This window comes from uncultured Thiodictyon sp., from assembly GCF_903828115.1.
GTDB lineage: Bacteria > Pseudomonadota > Gammaproteobacteria > Chromatiales > Chromatiaceae > Thiodictyon.
In genome coordinates this window covers 1-16,604 of sequence record NZ_CAIKKU010000574.1, presented here as the reverse complement: position 1 = coordinate 16,604, position 16,604 = coordinate 1, and the positions used below count along the sequence as shown (strand labels likewise).

Genomic DNA, 16,604 nt, shown 5'->3' with positions numbered 1-16,604 from the left:
TCAACCCACACCGGCGGGGTGATCTGCGAGATCGCGCCGCACTGGGGTGCGGCGCTCCCAGGCCGGGCCGGACTGCAAGTGAGGCTTAACGTAATGGCAGTGGGGCTCCGCGACTGCGATCAGTACCCCGCCTTTGGTCTCTCCCTGCCTCCCCCCCGGCATAAGGATGCCGATGGGGTCGCGGCCGTGCCGGTCGGGTCGGTACCCCAGGATCGAGTACCTCACCGCCATGGAGAGATCGCGTGCCCGCCCACCGCCTCGTCCTCGCCTGCCTGCCCGTGCTCCTGCTGGACCCCGGTCAGTGTCTGGCCGCAAACCCCTTTCCGGCGCTCGACGACGACTTCGCGGCGGTCTGCCGGAGCGCCTTCGAGCGGTCGCACCAGCCGGACACCCCGCCCGGGTCGGTGCCCCTGCCGCTGTTCGACCCGCCGCAGACCGGGGCCAAGGAGGACCCGGGCCTGGTCTTCGAGGAATACAACCGCATCGAGCCCTGCCACTTCGTCTATCAGGACCGCTTCCTGTGGGCCAAGGCGCGCCCGCGCGGCAATGTGCACCGGGAACCGATCGATCTGCGGTTCGCCACCGGGATGGCGCGCCCCTACAGCGCCGGGGCCTATCGACTGTCCGACTTCGACTATGGCTCACCGGACATCGAGCCGCCGCTGCCGCCCCGGATTCCCGCGGCGGCGCGGTTCATTACCGCCGTGAACCTGGGCGCGCGGCGGGGCGCCGCCCCCACCTGGCCGCAGTTCGCCTACCTCGGGGGCAGCGGCTATGTCCGCCTCACCGGGCTCGACACCGGTTTCGGCACCAGTCTGCGCCTCAGCGCCTACAACGTCGGCGAGGTCGAGGCCAAGCCGCGGCTCACGGAGCTTTATCTGCGACCGCTGCCCTACCATCGCTTCGCCGCGCTGGGGGTCATCGAGAGCGCACCCTTCACCGCCTGCATGCAGACGGTGATGAGCGCGGATCTGAGCACACGGATGCAGACGACGCTGCGGTTCTATCCGCGCGCGGGCTATGTGGGACCAGTGGGAGCACTGGTCAGTCCGATCGCCATGAGCAGCATGTTCTGGAAGGGGGAGGCACAGACCCCGGCCGATCCCGGGGACGAGGCCCACGACGCCGACACCATGACAGTGTGCGGTCAGGCCGCCGCCCCGCTCCAGGGGCTGGTCTCCGCCGTCGGCGCGCGGCCGGTCTTTCACGACTTCGGCCCCGCCCCCTGTTTCGGGCTGATGCAACTGGATCGCACGCCCTCCCACTACCAGACCTATGACGCGGCCGACTACGCCCGGCGGGTGAGCCTCTGGGTCGGCGACCTGCAATCGGACCTCGCCTTTTCGGTGAAATTGATGACCTATGGGAGCAACTACGAGGGGGAGGACAATGTCGTCGCCTATGCTGAGTTCCTGGACGAGTTGCCGGTCCCGCTCGCCGCTGACGACGCCGCCACCTTCAGCTATACCGTCACCGCCTCGGCCCTGCCGCCGCCCCAGCCGGGTCCGCGGTTCGGGCTCGGCGGCGCCGTGCCGGGCGCGATCACCGGCGCCGCCGTCGCCCCGGGCGGGGAGACGCTGGCCGTGGGCGCCCCGGTCATTCTGGGCCGACCGGGGTCGGCGTATCTCTTCAGCCGCACGCCCGATGGACTGGTCGCCGAGCGGCGACTGACCCCGGATGACGGTGTGCCCGGGGACCATTTCGGGTCTGCCATGGCCATGTCCGGAGATACGCTCGCGATCTGCGCCCCCGCCAATGGCGCTGTCTATGTGTTCGTGCGGCGGGGGCAGGATTGGGTGCAGCAGGCCCGCATCACCATCCCCATGACCTACAGCTTCTGGACGCCGGGCTATCCGGTCGCCATCGCCGGCGATACGCTGGTGGTGGGGCTGCCGGGCGATGACGACCGGGCGGGTGGGCGCGCGACCGATTATGGTGCGGTCCTGGTCTATCGGCGCCAGGGCGAGGACTGGACCCGGGAGGCGCTCCTGCGCGCGCCCGACCGGGAGCCCTGGGACCACTTCGGCGAAGCACTCGCCATCGACGGCGACACCCTGGCCGTCGGCGCCCCGGGTGACGACTACCCCGGGGCCTGGGAGCAAGGCTCGGTCTATCTGTTCCGGCGCGACGGCGGCGACTGGACCCAGACCGCCAAGCTCACCGAGCCGGGCGGCTGGAAGGACTACGGGGCCGCGGTCGCACTCTCGTGCCCCCGCCTGCTGGTAGGGGTGCCGCGCGCCCACGGCCAGGGCTGGCGCACCGCCGCGGGGGCCGTCTGCGCCTATGCCCAGGGCGCAGATGGCTGGTCGCGGCAGCAGTGCCTGTGGCCCGCCGACCGGCGCAACGGGGACCAGTTCGGGGCGGCGGTGAGCCTCGCCGGCCGGGAGGCCCTGATCGGCGCCCCCCAGGCGCGGCAGGGACGGGGTGTCGCCTATGTCTACCGGTACGCGCGCGGGACCTGGACCCAGGGGGCCGAACTGACGGGGGACCCGGGGTTCGGCGGGCAGTTCGGGGCCGTGCTCGCCACCGACGGCGACACCGCGCTGATCGGCGCGCCGCCGGCCGCGGGTCAAGAGGCTACGGCGCCGGGCGCGGTCTATGCTTTTCCCCTCGGCGGTCCCTAGCAGCCAGCCGGACTTCGCCCGCGCGGCCGACGCTCCGGGGCGATCCGGGTCGGCAAGGGTTCCTGGACCGAGATCGCGCCGGACTTCAAACCTCTTGGTCCGGTTCACTGGATCCGTGTGTGGATGGTGTTAAAACGTGCATGTTGTGGGGAGTGATACAACGACGAACGCCGCGGGCGGGCAGAATTATCGGCGTAGGCCATTGACGGCACATCCATCCGGCGCATATTCTGCTGCTCACTGCGCGTTTGCCCGGCGCCGCCGTCCCCGCCCTTTAACGCTACCGCGAGAGGCCGATTATGGACTGGACCATCAAATTCAAATGGCAATACGATTACGCCAGAACCCAGTTTAAAGACCCGAAGCTGTTTGATGCAAGCTGGCAAGATACCGTAAAGGCGTTGTACAAGCTCATGTCCACCAAAGGCTTCGACGCTGGCCGGGCGGACATCCTGACCCAGTTCAGGCGTCAGTTGGATGAGGGTACGACGCCCGGGATGCACCTGCATCTCTCAGCCGACAAAAGCATCCTCCAGGCGGTCAACGCGTGGACCGACAAGCCTATAGCCGCCGTGGCCGTCGACCAGAAAATGCGGGCCTCGGCGTTGAAGTTCCTGATGCACATCTACCTGTTGCACACCAGCGGTGCCCGCCACGTCTGGATACACTCCCTGCCCAAGGCGTTTTTGCACTGGCCGTCGGTCCACCTCAATTCTTGGGCATCGACCGGGGCCGAAGTCAAGAAACTGCTAAAATCCAAGAGCGAACAGTTTTCGGAGTCGCGCAAGAAGCACTTGGCTGAATCGGCGCAGTACTCATTGGCCTGGTGCCACAAGGCCAACATGGTGCTGGCCGCAGCGGGCAGCAAGAGCGACAAGGGCAAGGCGGCCGCCTTGACGATCGTCAAGCGCTGGTTCTGCGACCCCGGAACCACCGACGCACAATTGACCAAGTTCATCAACAAACTGGCAAAGGGCTTTAAGGACATTACCGGGACCTTGAACAAGGGCAGCCTGATCCTCACCGACTGGGTGCCGTTGCGCAACGCCTCTACCGACGAGGAGGCAGGCTTTCTGAACTCGGAGGCGTTCACGTTCGGCAGCCATGGCGAAGGGCTGGATGTCGTTTACATCGAACGATCCTTCTTCGTCAACCATGCCGGCAACGTGCTGCGCGGCCGTAAGAACTGGACCAGGGTGCTGGTGCATGAATTGACCCACTTGGTGTGCGGCACCGAGGACGTTAAGAACGGCCAGACCCGCTACGCATGGTATGGCATCGGGCCCCATGCGGGCTTCCCCGGCTCCGACGCGGTCAAGAACGCGGACAGTTGGGCGTTTTTCTGCGCCGACTGCGCCGGAGTCCTGACCGACGCGGAGCGCAAGTCCGCCCTGAAAATCATATGAACAGACCGTCAGTCTGTCTTGCCGTCGCAGGCCTGTTGGCCTCGGTCGCAGGCGCGGCGCCGCCGCCCCCTCAACTCGGCCGCCCAGCGGCCACTGCCACGGAGAACCCTGCCATGAACCCAGCACCGCAAGCCAGTCGACCTGCCCCGCCGGCCGTCGCCCCGGTCGAGCACGACGGGGTGCGGTACCAGCAGGACCTGGACAGCTACCGCCACGGCGGCGACCAGCCGGGCGGCTATTTGGTGGCGATCGACAGCAAGACCGGAGAGCGGATGTGGATGTTGAAGGTCTACGAGCTGAACAGCCATCCCGCACCCGGCTTGGAACACCCCGGACTGTATTTCAAGACCCTGCGCTTGGCGCCGGGGGGCGGCGCCCTGGAAATCGAAAACGAAGGCGGCGGTCGCTACCTCGTGGATCTCGCCAGCCGCACCGCCACGAAGGTGCCCGCGCCCCGCAAGGCCAAGCGACTGCCCCCGATTCAGATTCCCCAATAGATCGGGCCGCCGAGTGCTTTCACGTTGTAGGGTCCTCGACAGCGCCTTTGGATGCGGGTCGGACGGGGCGTCCGATTGCGGCCAGCGGTGCTGCCCTGATGGAGATCGGTAACCCAAATCGATGCAATTTCGACCTCGCCGGGGTACGGACCCTCGACCCCCGGGGTTGGGCTCTTTGCGCACCCGCCGCGCATTGGCTCCCGGGCGCGCGTGGCGCTGCTTCCCCCGGGTGCGTGCATTGCGCACCATGACCCCGCAACCCATAGACTTCCCCGCCCCCGCTCCAGCATACTCCCCACCCGAGGCTTGCCGTCGTCCGCCCCGGCGTCCGCGGTCCGCCCGCCTACCCCTGAGGCAGCCGTCTCAGGTCATCCGGCCCTGGAGTGAAGCGCTTTGAGCATCGACTGGAACACCTATCCCTGTCAGGACCTGTACGACGAGCTGGTGGCCGCCCCCGGCCAGGGCCGCAACGCCTTCGCCGGGCTGCTCGATGACCTCAAGGACCTGGGGCCGGACGAGCTGGTGGCCCGCCAGGCGGCGGCCGAGGTGGCGATCAAGGAGATGGGCATCACCTTCACCGTCTACTCGGAGGAGGGGGGCGCGATCGACCGCGCCTGGCCCTTCGACATCATCCCGCGGATCATCCCCAAGTCCGAGTGGGACCGGGTGGAGGCGGGTTTGAAGCAGCGGGTGCAGGCGCTCAACCTCTTCATCGACGATCTCTACCACGATCAGCGCGTCATCAAGGAGGGGGTCTTTCCCGCCGAGGTGCTGGCCAAGTCCGTGAACTTCCGGCCCCAGTGCGTGGGGGTCAACCCGCCGCTGGGCATCTGGGCGCACATCTGCGGCTCGGACCTGGTGCGCGACGCGGACGGGACCATCTATGTCCTGGAGGACAACCTGCGCGTCCCCTCGGGGGTCTCCTACATGCTGGAGAACCGCCTGGTGACCAAGCGGGTCTTCCCGGAGCTCTTCGAGCACTATGCCCCGCTGCCGGTGGACGACTACCCGTCCCAGCTCTTCGACACCCTGGCGGCACTCTCGCCGCGCCCCGCGGACTATCCGCAGGTCGCGGTGCTGACCCCGGGCATCTACAACTCCGCCTATTTCGAGCACGCCTACCTGGCCCAGCAGATGGGCTGCGAACTGGTGGAGGGGCGGGACCTCTTTGTCGACAAGGACGACTGCGTCTACATGCGCACGGTCGATGGGGCCAAGCGGGTGGACGTGATCTACCGGCGGGTCGACGACCTGTTCCTGGACCCGGAGGCCTTCCGAGCCGATTCGACCCTGGGCGTGCCGGGCCTGATGCGCGCCTGGACCGCCGGCACCGTGGCCCTGGCCAATGCCCCCGGGGCCGGCGTGGCGGACGACAAGGTGGTCTACGCCTTCGTGCCCGAGATCATCAAGTTCTACCTGGACGCCGAGGCCATACTCCCCAATGTGCCGACCTATCGCTGCATGGACGCACCATCCCTGGCCTATACCCTGGAGCACATGGAACGGCTGGTGGTGAAGCCGGCCAACGAGTCCGGCGGCTACGGGATGCTGGTCGGTCCCGCCTCCACCGCGGCCGAGCGTGCGCAGTTCGCGCGGCTGATCCAGCAGGACCCGCGCAACTATATCTCCCAGCCGGCGCTCAAGCTCTCCACGGTGCCGACCATCGTCGGGCGCAACCTGGAGCCCCGGCATGTGGACCTGCGCCCCTTCATCCTGTCGGCCGACCGCCAACAGGTGACCATGGGCGGACTCACCCGGGTGGCGCTGCGCAAGGGCTCCCTGGTGGTGAATTCATCCCAGGGGGGGGGGAGTAAGGACACCTGGATCGTGCCGGATTAGTCACGAGTCGAGAACAAGTTAGGCACAATCGTTGTCGTTGTCGTAATCGTAATCGTAATCGGAAAACCGATGAAACTCGGCGTGCGAGAGAATCCGGGGCGCTACGATAACCTCGATTACGACAACGACAACGACAACGACGCGACAAGCCCTAGGTGCGAGACCTAACGGAGCCTTGCCCTGGGCTGGTATGTTCGACCCCGTTGGGGTCGATGCGCAGAACAGGGTGGAATCGGGTGCTCGCCGCCGGCTTGCAGATACCGGTGGCGGCGCAGGTTTCTGCCCGGCTTTTCAGTCGCCTTGGGCCAAGGCATCGGTGCGCCGGCCCAATTGTTTGCCAAAGAGGACACTTGCGGATGCTGTCGCGCGTCGCTGAGAACATTTACTGGTTGGGCCGCCATGTGGAGCGGGCGGAGAATGCCGCCCGGGTCGTCGCCGTCAACGCCAACCTGCTCTTGGACCTGCCGCGGGGCATCGCCCCCGGCTGGGCGCCCCTGGTCTATATCAGCGGGGCCAATGCCCAGTTCGAGGCCGACTACCCGGACTATGGCGAGGCCAGCGTCGTGCACTTCCTGCTGGGGGACACCAAGAACACCGGGTCCATCCTCTCGGCCCTGGCGGCGGCGCGCGAGGGGTGTCGCACCATCCGCGACTTCGTTCCGCGGGAGGCTTGGGAGGTACTCAACGAGTTGTATCTCTACGGTCGCGACGAACTTGAGCGCGGCATGACGAAGGGCGGACGCCACGCCTATCTCAAGGCGATCATCCTGGGCGCCCAGGGAATCAACGGCCTGCTCTCCGGCACCATGATCCACGACCAGGGCTATGAGTTCCTGCACCTGGGGCGCTTCCTGGAACGCGCCGACATGACCACCCGCATCGTCGATGTGCGCTCCGCCAACCTGCTGCCCCACACGACCACCGAACTGCAACCCTTCGAGACCATCCAGTGGGTCAGCGTGCTGAAATCGCTCAGCGCCTATCAGGCCTACCGGCGCAGCGAGCAGGTGCGGGTGCAGCGCGAGCGGGTGCTGCGCTTCCTGTTCCAGCACCGGGACTTCCCGCGCGCCGTGCGCCACTGTATCGAGGTCACCCGCCAAAGCCTGGAGAAGCTGCCGCGCAACGAGGCGGCGCTGCGGGTCTCCGGCCGGCTGCGGCGCAATCTGGAGGCGGCCGAGCCCTGGCGGCTCGACCAGCAGCAACTCCACACCTATGTCGATGAGCTGCAACTGGCCATCGCCGACCTGCACACGGAGATCGCCAAGACCTGGTTCCCGCCGCCGCTGGTCCTGGAGGCAGCGGCCTGAGGCGGGTGCGGAAGAGTATTGTCCGCAAATGAACGCCAATGAACGCAAATAAGACAAGCTGATGCTGATCGAGCTGCGGGTCGAAAACCATCGCTCCATCCGCGACGAGCAGGCACTCACCATGCAGGCCGCGGACGATGGGGACTTGACCGATCCGCGCCCACGGCAGGTTCCGGGCTTTGCCGGACGACTGCTTCCGGCGGCTGCGCTCTATGGGGCGAACGCCAGCGGCAAGAGTAACGTTCTCTCTGCGCTAGGGTTTATGCGCGATGCCGTCCTTCGGTCCTTTGGTGCCTGGCCACCGGAAGACGCGGTGCCGCGCGATCCCTTCGCCTGGGGCGTCAAGTCCGAGGAACCTTCGCTCTTTGAGGTTACGGTATTAGTCAAGGGCGTGCGTTACCAATACGGCTTTGTGGCCAACGACGACTACTTTATCGAAGAATGGCTATACGCTTGGCCGAATTCGCGCAAACAGGTCTGGTTCGAGCGAGACGGGGACCGGTTCAAATTCGGCAAGCGCCTGGATGGGGAAAACCTGCTGGTCGCGGGAATTACTCGACCGAACGCACTTTTCCTTTCCGCAGTCCTTCGGGTCCGGCACCAACAGCTCGCTCCGCTTTACGGCTGGTTTAGGGACCTGCGTATGGTAAATGTCGGGAGGGTGGGCCACGCCACCCCGCTCGACATGGAGTCCGAGCACCGAATGCGGCAGACTCAGCAGGCGTGGCATACACGTATGACACAGCGGTCCTTGCGCAGCGAAGAAGGCGCAATTGATCAACGCTTGGCGAGCTTTGTGGATCTGCTGCGCGCCGCCGACGTGGGTATCGTGGACCTGACGATAAAAGACGAGGGCCCCGCTTTTCTTAATAGCGATGGGCTGGGCGAACGGCGGCTTCGCGCCTTGTTGCGCCATCACAGCGATACGCAGGAGGACGCATGGCTTCGCCTGGAGCAAGAGTCGCAGGGTACGCGCACCCTGTACTGGATAGGCCATGTGCTACTGGATGTCATCGAAAATGGAGGTCTGCTACTCGTTGATGAGATGGATGCGAGCTTGCACCCCGTGCTAGCCCTTAAGATCGTTACGCAATTCAACGATCCGAAAATCAATCGGCACAACGCGCAGATTCTGTTTACAACCCACGACACCCACCTGCTCGGCACCATGCTCGGCGAGCCGCCGCTGCGACGCGATCAGGTGTGGCTCACTGAGAAGGACCCGGATGGCGCCACCTGCCTCTATCCGCTCACCGATTACAAGCCGCAGCCTGATGAGAACGTCGAACGCGGTTACCTCCAGGGTCGTTATGGGGCCATCCCGTTTCTCGGCGACCTGGTCAGCGTCGGGAAGCCAGCGGATGGGGAATGACCGCCGCAACCGGAAACGCCGCCCCGCCCGTGGTGCGCCGAACAGGACGGTGAAACGGCGTCTCCTGATCGTTTGCGAAGGCGAGGTGACGGAGCCCGAGTATTTCCGGGGATTCGAGCGGTGGGCACGCAACAACACCGTGCAGATCGATATCCCGGTCAAGCGCAGTCAGGGACTGGCGCTGGTCGAGCGGGCAACGCGACTGAAGGACGCCGCCGAATCCGCGGCAAGGCGTGAGGCTGATGCCTTCCTTGGCTATGACGAGGTCTGGTGCGCGTTCGACGTGGACGAGAACGATAACCGGAACCTCAACGAGGCCCGCCAACTCGCCGGCGCCAACGGCATCGCTCTGGCCGTCTCCAACCCCTGTTTTGAGCTAAGGAGAGGCCGGCCGCAACCCCAGCACCGGCGTCTACCGCCTCACCGATTCCATAGCGCGGAACGATTCGGCTGCTGCGACGGCATCGTGCTGACTGACTCTCGCTAACCCATGCTCGGCTATCGCCACGCCTTCCACGCCGGTAATTTCGCGGACGTGTTCAAGCACGCCCTCCTGGTGCAGATCTGCCTTGCGCTGCGACTCAAGGACAAGCCCTTTTGTGTGATCGATACCCACGCGGGGGCGGGGCTCTATGACCTGGAGTCGGACAGTGCGCTCAAGAACCGGGAGTTCGACGGCGGTATCGGCCGGCTCTGGGAGGCCCCGGCGGGACCGGAGTTGGGTGCCTACCTGGACCTGGTGCGGGCCCTGAACCCGGACGGGCGCCTGCGCTGGTACCCGGGCTCGCCGCACCTGGCGCGCGCCCTGTTGCGGCCGGGCGACGGGCTCATTCTGTGCGAGCGGCACCCGGCGGACCACCTGGACCTGCGTGCGGAGTTTACTGGCGACCCCCAGGCGGCGGTCCATTTCCGGGATGGTTATGAGGCGCCAACGGCCCTGATGCCGCCGCCCCAGCGGCGCGGTCTGGTGCTCATGGACCCGTCCTTCGAGATGCCGGGCGAGTATGCGCGCCTGACCGCGGCGCTCAAGACCATACAGCGGCGCTGGGCGGGCGCGGTGGTCGCCATCTGGTACCCGATCATCGAGCGCGAACCCAGTCTGGGATTTCTCAACCGCCTGCAGGGTCTCGGCATCCCGGCCATTCTCTGTGCAGAGCTGGGCGTGCTGCCCTACCGGGGTCCCATGGGCCTGCACGGGTCCGGGATGGTGATCGTCAATCCCCCCTGGGGGCTGGAGGCGGTCCTGGCGCGGCTGCTGCCCGGGCTGCTCGACCGGCTGCGGGTCGCGGGATCCGGCGAGACCCGGCTTACCTGGTTGGTTCCGGCGCCTTGACCCTCGATTCGGCAGGGCGCTCGGTCCGCACAGCGGACCCTGCGCGGCCCCTGGGGTCCTTAGGTTTCAGCCGCGGTCCCGCAGGACCTTTATCCTAATTTGCGTTCATTTGCCGGCAAATAGTTTTTTTGGGGTCAAGGATCCGACACCCCAGCCCGCGCCGCCGCGACCCGCAATACCGACTCCGCCGCCAGCCGCCCGGTCTGGGCGCCGCCGTTCATGTAGCCGAAGTAGGCGTCGCTCAGGTGCTCGCCGGCGAATACCAGGTTGTCGAAGCGCACCTCCCGGCGCGCGCCGGGCTCCGTGGGCTCGGTCCAGCGCAAGGCCCCGAAGGTGCTCAACTGGCCGGGCTGGTAACTGGTGTAGGACCCTAACGAATAGGGGTTGCGGGTCCAGGCGCTGCGCATATAGCGACCGGTGGCGGCCGCCCGGACCCCCGGCAGGCAGGTTTCCAGCCGCTCGGTGAAGGCGCGGCCCTTGCCCGGGGCGTCGTTGCCCTGCGCCGCCAGGGCGGCGGTCTCATCGGCGCCCAGGAAGTAGGTCAAGGCGCCGTCCGGGCGCGTCAGTTGGGCCTGGCTCGCGTCCCACACCTCGGCAAACCCCAGGTCGGTCCAGGCCTGACCGACGAAGCCGTCGGGCCGCTGCCAGACACGCTGGGAGAAGGCGCCCGTCACCTTCTCATTGCGGCCCAGCCCCAGTTCGGCGATAGCGCGCCGCAGCAGCGCCGGCAGCGGCGCCTCGATCCTGACCGAGCGCAGGACGGTGAAGGGGATGGCGATGACCGCCTGGTCGACCTCGACCTCGCGGCCGTCCTGGAAGCCCAGGCGCACCGGTTCGCCCGGTCCGGCGCGCACGGAAACCAGTGGGTGGCCGGTGTGGACCCGCTCACCCAGGGCCGCCCACAGGGCCGCGATGAGCCGTCCGTTGCCGCCTTGAATGCAGTAGGCCTCGTCGCTCTGGCTCAGGATCTCGACCGACTCGCCATCCACCGCCGACAGGTTGGAGAGCAATTGGACAGCCGAGGCCAGCCGCGGCTCAAGGCCGAACTCGGTCCGGATCGACGCCTCGATCAGGGTCCGCACCCAGGGTTGGGGGATCAGGTCGGCGTGGCGGTCCAGGTAGGCGGTGACCGAGAGCTGGTCAACGGCGGGGAGCTGGGTCCCTGGATCGGCCTCCAGCAGGGCGGCGTCGACCCCGATCCGGCCAGCCAGTGGCCCCAGCAGACGCGCCAGTTCGGCCTCCGTGCGCCGCGCCCCGTCGAACAGATAGGCGGTGTTGGGGAAGCGGCGGCTGGCCGGGCACTCCGCCCGGTTGAAGATCCGTAGATCGAACTCGCGGGCCAGCGTCAGCATGTCCGTGTGGTCGGAGTTGATGAATTCGCCCCCCAGTTCGGTCACGAGGCCGTCGCCGAGCGCCCCGGTGCGGGTCAGGATGCGCCCGCCCAGGCGGCCGCTCGCCTCGTACAGGACCACGTCCACCCCGGCCTGCTGGAGGCGGTAGGCGGCGTGCAGACCGCAGATCCCGCCGCCCACCACGGCGACCCTGTGGGCCGGCCCCGGCGGCGGGGTCTGGGGCGCGAGGTCCGCGGCGGCCATGGACAGGCCCGGGGCCAGGGTGGGGGCGAGCGCGGACCCCGCGAGGACCGCGGTGCGGCCAAGGAACTGACGGCGGCTCCACCCCGCCGCCCCCGGTCGAGCGGCCCCGGGCGCGGCCGGCCCGGCTGCCGCGGAATGTTCCCGGCGCGCCGCGGACAGGGCGCGCAGCAGGGTGCGGTAGAGGGGGGTATGGGCCATAGTCAGGATTCCTGGGGTGCGTTGGTCCCCGGCCGCGGCCGATCGATGCGGTTGGGTTATTGCCCCGCGATGGTCATCTCATCGATCAGCCAGGACCCGGTACGGGTGCTGCCCGGGAAGTCGCAGTCGTTGCCCACCGCCACCAGGCCCGCGTACATCGACTTGAGATTGCCGGCGATGGTGATCTCCTCCACCGGGTAGGCGATCTCACCGTTTTCCACCCAGAACCCGGCCGCGCCGCGGGAATAGTCACCGGTGACCGCGTTGACCCCGTGGCCCATCAACTCGGTGACGAAGAGCCCGGTGCCCATGAGTGCGAGCAGGCCCGCCCGGTCGCGCTCGCCCATGGCGACGACCAGATTGCGCACGCCGCCCCCATTGCCGGTGGTGGGGAGCTTGAGCCGACAGCCGGAATAGGCATCCAGGACATAGGTGCGCAGCACCCCCTCGCTCACCAGGTCCTTGGCCCAGGTGGCCACGCCGTCGCTGTCGAAGGGGGCGCTGGAGAGGCCCCGGGGCAGGTGGGGCTCCTCGTGGATGCGCATGAACTCCGGGAAGAGCCGCTCCCCCAAGTGGTCGAGCAGGAAGCTCGCGCGCCGATACAGGCTGCCGCCGGAGATGGCCGAGACCAGGCTGCGTACCAGCCCGGTGGCTACCTCCGCCCGGAACAGCACCGGGGCCTTGCAGGTGCCCAGTTGGCGGCCCCCCAGGCGGGCGACCGTGCGCTGCGCGGCGCGCTCCCCGACCAGGCGGGCGGGCTCCAGGTCGGCCGCGGCACGGGCGCTGGTCCACCAGTAGTCGCGCTGCATGGTGTCGCCCTCCTCACCGATGACGGCGCAGGAGAGACCGTGGCGGGTGCTCGGATAGCCGCCGACGAAGCCGTGGCTGTTGCCGTAGACCTGGAGGCCGGAATGGGCGCTGAGCGAGGCCCCCTCGGAGTTGACGATGCGCGGGTCGAAGGCGCGGGCGGCGTCTTCGCACTCGGCGGCGATGGCAATCGCCTCCTCGACCCCGATCGGCCAGGGGTGGTAGAGGTCGAGATCCAGCATCCCATGGGCCATCAGCGCGGCGTCCGCCAGGTGGGCGCAGGGGTCCTCTTGGGTATGCACCGCGATGGCGCAGGCGGCCTTGACCGCCGCGCGCAAGGAGTCGGGGCTGAGATCCGTGGTGCTGGAGGAGCCGCGGCGGTTCCCGAAATAGACGGTGATGCCGAGCCCGTTGTCACGGGTGTGCTCGACAGTCTCCACCTCGCCCAGGCGCACCCCGACCTCCAGCCCGGCACTGCTGCCGACCGAGGCCTCGGCGGCGCTCGCCCCGAGTCGCTTGGCCTCCGCCAGGAGGTGCTCGATGGTCTGTTCCAACCGCGCCAGGCGTTCGGCGGTGTCCTCGGTCGAGGTAATGCTCATAGGGGTCCTGCAAACTCTGAATGAAGCGGGCTCGATTGGCTTTTTCCGGGTCACTCGGAGCCGGTACCGCCGACGGTGAGGCTGTCGATGCGCAGCGTCGGCTGACCCACGCCCACCGGCACGCTCTGGCCCTCCTTGCCGCAGGTGCCCACGCCGGTGTCGAGCGCCAGGTCGTTGCCGATCATGCTGACGCGGGTCAGCACGTCCGGCCCGTTGCCGATCAGGGTGGCACCCTTGACCGGCCGCCCGATCTTGCCGTCCTCGATCAGATAGGCCTCGCTGGTGGAGAAGACGAACTTGCCCGAGGTGATGTCCACCTGACCGCCGCCGAAGTTTACCGCATAGAGTCCGCGCGGCACCGAGGCGATGATCTCCCGCGGGTCCCGGGTGCCGGCCAGCATATAGGTGTTGGTCATGCGCGGCATGGGCAGATGGGCGTAGGACTCGCGCCGGCCATTGCCGGTCGACTTGACCCCCATCAGCCGGGCATTGAGCTTGTCCTGCATGTAGCCGCGCAGGATACCGTCCTCGATCAGCACCGTGGACTGGGTCGTCGTGCCCTCGTCGTCCATGTTGAGCGAGCCGCGCCGCCCGGGCAGGGTGCCGTCGTCCACCACCGTGACCCCGGGGGCGGCCACCCGCTCGCCCACGCGCCCGGCGAAGGCGGAGGTCCCCTTGCGGTTGAAGTCCCCCTCCAGGCCGTGACCGATCGCCTCGTGCAGCAGCACCCCCGGCCAGCCGGGGCCCAGGACGACGGTCATGCTCCCCGCCGGGGCGGGTTCCGCCTCCAGGTTGGTGAGCGCCAGGCGCACCGCCTCCCGCGCGAACTCCATGGCACGGTCCTCGACCAGGAACCAGCCCAAATCCGTGCGCGCCCCGCCGCCGCTCCCGCCCTGTTCGCGGCGGCCCTGGTCCTCGGCGATCACGCTGACATTGAGCCGCACCAGGGGGCGCACGTCCGCCGCCAGGGTCCCGTCGTCGCCCAGCACCAGCACCGTGTCCTGCACGGCGACGACACTCGCGCTGACCTCCTTGATCCGCGGGTCCTGGCGCCTGGCCTCCGCGTCCACGCGGCGCAGCAGGTCCACCTTGTCCTCGTCGGGCAGGCTCTCCAGGGGGTCGATGGGCTCATAGAGTCGGCGTTGGGCTTGGACATGGCCGATCCGCACGCGCTTTTCACTGCCGGCCCGGGCGATGGCGCGCGCCGCCTCGGCCGCCTGGGCCAGGGCCGGGTACTCCAGTTCATCGGAGTAGGCGAAGCCGGTCTTCTCGCCGCTGACGGCGCGAATCCCCACCCCCTGCTCGATGCTGAAATTGCCGTCCTTGATGATGCCGTCCTCCAGCACCCAGGATTGCAGCCGGCTCTTCTGGAAATAGATGTCCGCGGCGTCCAGGTGCGAGCCCGCGAGCAGGCCGAGCAGCCGGTCCAGGTGGTGATCGTCGAGCCCGGCCGGTACCAGGATGCTGTTGCGGGCGATGGCGATGGGATCATTCATAGCGGGGAGTCGACTCACTGTCTGGCGGGGCCGCGCGTCGCAGCGAGCCGCCGCGCGGTGCGCGGGCAGGCGTCGAGGGTCGCAACCGGCGATGGGTCATGTGCGAGGATTAACGGAATTTTACAGGAAAAACCGGAAGACTGGACGTTCATTGCGCTCGCAAGCCAACCGGAAATTCCCGTGTCATTGCCTCACTGCTACCCCTTTCGTGCGGGCTCAAGGCCCGCATTTCAAACGCCGATGCTCGAGCGCCGGGAAATTGCGGCGGACCGCGCCCTGAAATTCCCGGTCCAGTTCGCTCGCGGCGAAGCCGCTGCCGCACGGGCGCTGGGCCAGGACCTGACCCCAGGGGTCCACCACCATGCTGTGCCCGAAGGTCTCCCGGGCGTTGGGATGCACCCCGCCCTGGGCCGCGGCCACCACAAAGGCCAGGTTCTCGATCGCCCGCGCGCGCACCAGGGTCTCCCAGTGGGCCTTGCCGGTGGTCGCGGTGAAGGCCGCCGGGAGGGCCAGCACCTCAAGACCGCGTTCCTGCATCCGCCGGAACAGCTCCGGGAAGCGCAGGTCGTAGCAGACGGCGATGCCGAGTCGACCCCAGGGGCTGTCGATGACGACCACCGCCTCGCCCGGCTCGATGGCGGCGGACTCCTGATAGTGCTCGTCCGCCCCGGGCACATGGACATCGAAGAGGTGGATCTTGTCATAACGGGCGACGCGCCGTCCCCGGTCATCAAAGACCAGACAGGCCGCGCGCACCCGCCCGGGGTCCGTCGCCGCCAGCGGGATGGTCCCGCCGACCAGCCAGACCCGCGCCTGCGCCGCCACCCGGGCCAGGAAGGACTGGAGCGGCCCCGCGCCGTCGGCCTCGCGCAGGGCGAGCTGCTCGTCCGCGCCCTTGCTCATCAGGGCGAAGTTCTCCGGCAGGACCACCAGCCCAGCCCCGTCCGCCGCCGCCGCCCGGATCAGGCGCTCGGCCTCGGCCAGGTTGGCGGCCACGCCGGTGCCGCTGGTCATCTGGATCGCCGCCACCTTGGGCCTGTTCATCGTTGTGCTTTTCCCCCACTGATTCGGGTGCGGCCTCGATCGTCGTCCCGCCCCAAGGTGCGCGCGGCGCACCCTACGCCGATCACCGGTCGCGGCCGGAACGACAATCAAGGCCCCCGGCGCGCCCGGGCTGTCGCTGGTCGATAAACCATAGCATTCCCGCGGCCGTCGTGACAGAGGCTCCTCACCCGCATGGACATTAAGGGCCTGCACATGACGCCACTGCCTGCGGCGCCCGGCGGCAGCGGCCTGACGGTCCGGCGCCGTGAAAGTCGCGCAGCGACGCTGTGGGAGCGGCTTCAGCCGCGACGGGCCGCGTTGGGAACGCGGCGTCGGAGTTCACCACTGAAGTTTCCTGCTTTCAATTACGCCACAAGCTTCATAACCGCCGCGATCAGCGGATTTTGTGTCGGTTTGCCAGGATCCGCGCAAGCGATACCGAAACCCTCGCCGCCGAGGTCTTGGGCGAGCCGCCGCCGCAGGTCGG

At 67.9% G+C, this 16,604-nt stretch carries 12 protein-coding genes; 8 read left to right on the top strand and 4 right to left on the bottom strand.

Annotation, left to right across the window (positions count from 1 at the left end):
- Positions 1–242 precede the first annotated feature (242 nt).
- The 8 genes from QZY48_RS21645 to rlmJ all read left to right on the top strand — a co-directional run bounded on the left by QZY48_RS21645 (position 243) and on the right by rlmJ (position 10,378).
- Positions 243–2,624 carry a glucan biosynthesis protein gene (locus QZY48_RS21645; protein WP_295435047.1) on the top strand — a complete coding sequence of 794 codons (2,382 nt, stop codon included), beginning with the start codon at positions 243–245 and terminating at the stop codon, positions 2,622–2,624.
- A 299-nt stretch (positions 2,625–2,923) separates the two neighbouring features.
- A complete protein-coding gene (locus QZY48_RS21640; protein ID WP_295435045.1) occupies positions 2,924–4,030 on the top strand; it encodes a M35 family metallo-endopeptidase in 1,107 nt (368 codons plus the stop codon).
- A 113-nt stretch (positions 4,031–4,143) separates the two neighbouring features.
- A complete protein-coding gene (locus QZY48_RS21635; RefSeq protein ID WP_295435043.1) occupies positions 4,144–4,527 on the top strand; it encodes a hypothetical protein in 384 nt (127 codons plus the stop codon).
- Between the two features lie 393 nt (positions 4,528–4,920).
- Entirely contained in the window at positions 4,921–6,366 is a 1,446-nt protein-coding gene (locus QZY48_RS21630; protein ID WP_295435041.1) for a circularly permuted type 2 ATP-grasp protein, read from the top strand.
- A gap of 356 nt (positions 6,367–6,722) precedes the next feature.
- Positions 6,723–7,673, top strand: coding sequence for an alpha-E domain-containing protein (locus QZY48_RS21625; RefSeq protein WP_295435039.1), 951 nt, complete (start codon positions 6,723–6,725; stop codon positions 7,671–7,673).
- A 61-nt stretch (positions 7,674–7,734) separates the two neighbouring features.
- Positions 7,735–9,045, top strand: coding sequence for an ATP/GTP-binding protein (locus QZY48_RS21620; RefSeq protein WP_295435037.1), 1,311 nt, complete (start codon positions 7,735–7,737; stop codon positions 9,043–9,045).
- Complete coding sequence (locus QZY48_RS21615) at positions 9,035–9,532, top strand: RloB family protein (RefSeq protein ID WP_295435035.1); 498 nt, start codon at positions 9,035–9,037, stop codon at positions 9,530–9,532. Before QZY48_RS21620 ends, QZY48_RS21615 begins: the two co-directional genes overlap by 11 nt.
- Positions 9,533–9,535: 3 nt before the next feature.
- Positions 9,536–10,378: a 23S rRNA (adenine(2030)-N(6))-methyltransferase RlmJ gene (gene rlmJ, locus QZY48_RS21610; protein WP_295435033.1), complete on the top strand. Its 843-nt coding sequence runs from the start codon at positions 9,536–9,538 to the stop codon at positions 10,376–10,378.
- 134 nt (positions 10,379–10,512) lie between these two features.
- Here the strand turns inward: rlmJ and QZY48_RS21605 are convergent, their stop codons facing one another.
- The 4 genes from QZY48_RS21605 to QZY48_RS21590 form a co-directional block, all read right to left on the bottom strand.
- A complete protein-coding gene (locus QZY48_RS21605) occupies positions 10,513–12,171 on the bottom strand; it encodes an FAD-dependent oxidoreductase (RefSeq protein ID WP_295435031.1) in 1,659 nt (552 codons plus the stop codon).
- A gap of 56 nt (positions 12,172–12,227) precedes the next feature.
- The gene (gene pmbA, locus QZY48_RS21600; protein WP_295435029.1) at positions 12,228–13,577 is read right to left on the bottom strand and encodes a metalloprotease PmbA; all 1,350 of its coding nucleotides are present in this window, start codon (positions 13,575–13,577) and stop codon (positions 12,228–12,230) included.
- Between the two features lie 50 nt (positions 13,578–13,627).
- On the bottom strand, positions 13,628–15,073 hold the full coding sequence (gene tldD, locus QZY48_RS21595; protein ID WP_295435027.1) for a metalloprotease TldD: 1,446 nt from the start codon (positions 15,071–15,073) through the stop codon (positions 13,628–13,630).
- Between the two features lie 216 nt (positions 15,074–15,289).
- Entirely contained in the window at positions 15,290–16,117 is an 828-nt protein-coding gene (locus tag QZY48_RS21590) for a carbon-nitrogen hydrolase family protein (RefSeq protein ID WP_295435025.1), read from the bottom strand.
- Positions 16,118–16,604 lie beyond the last annotated feature (487 nt).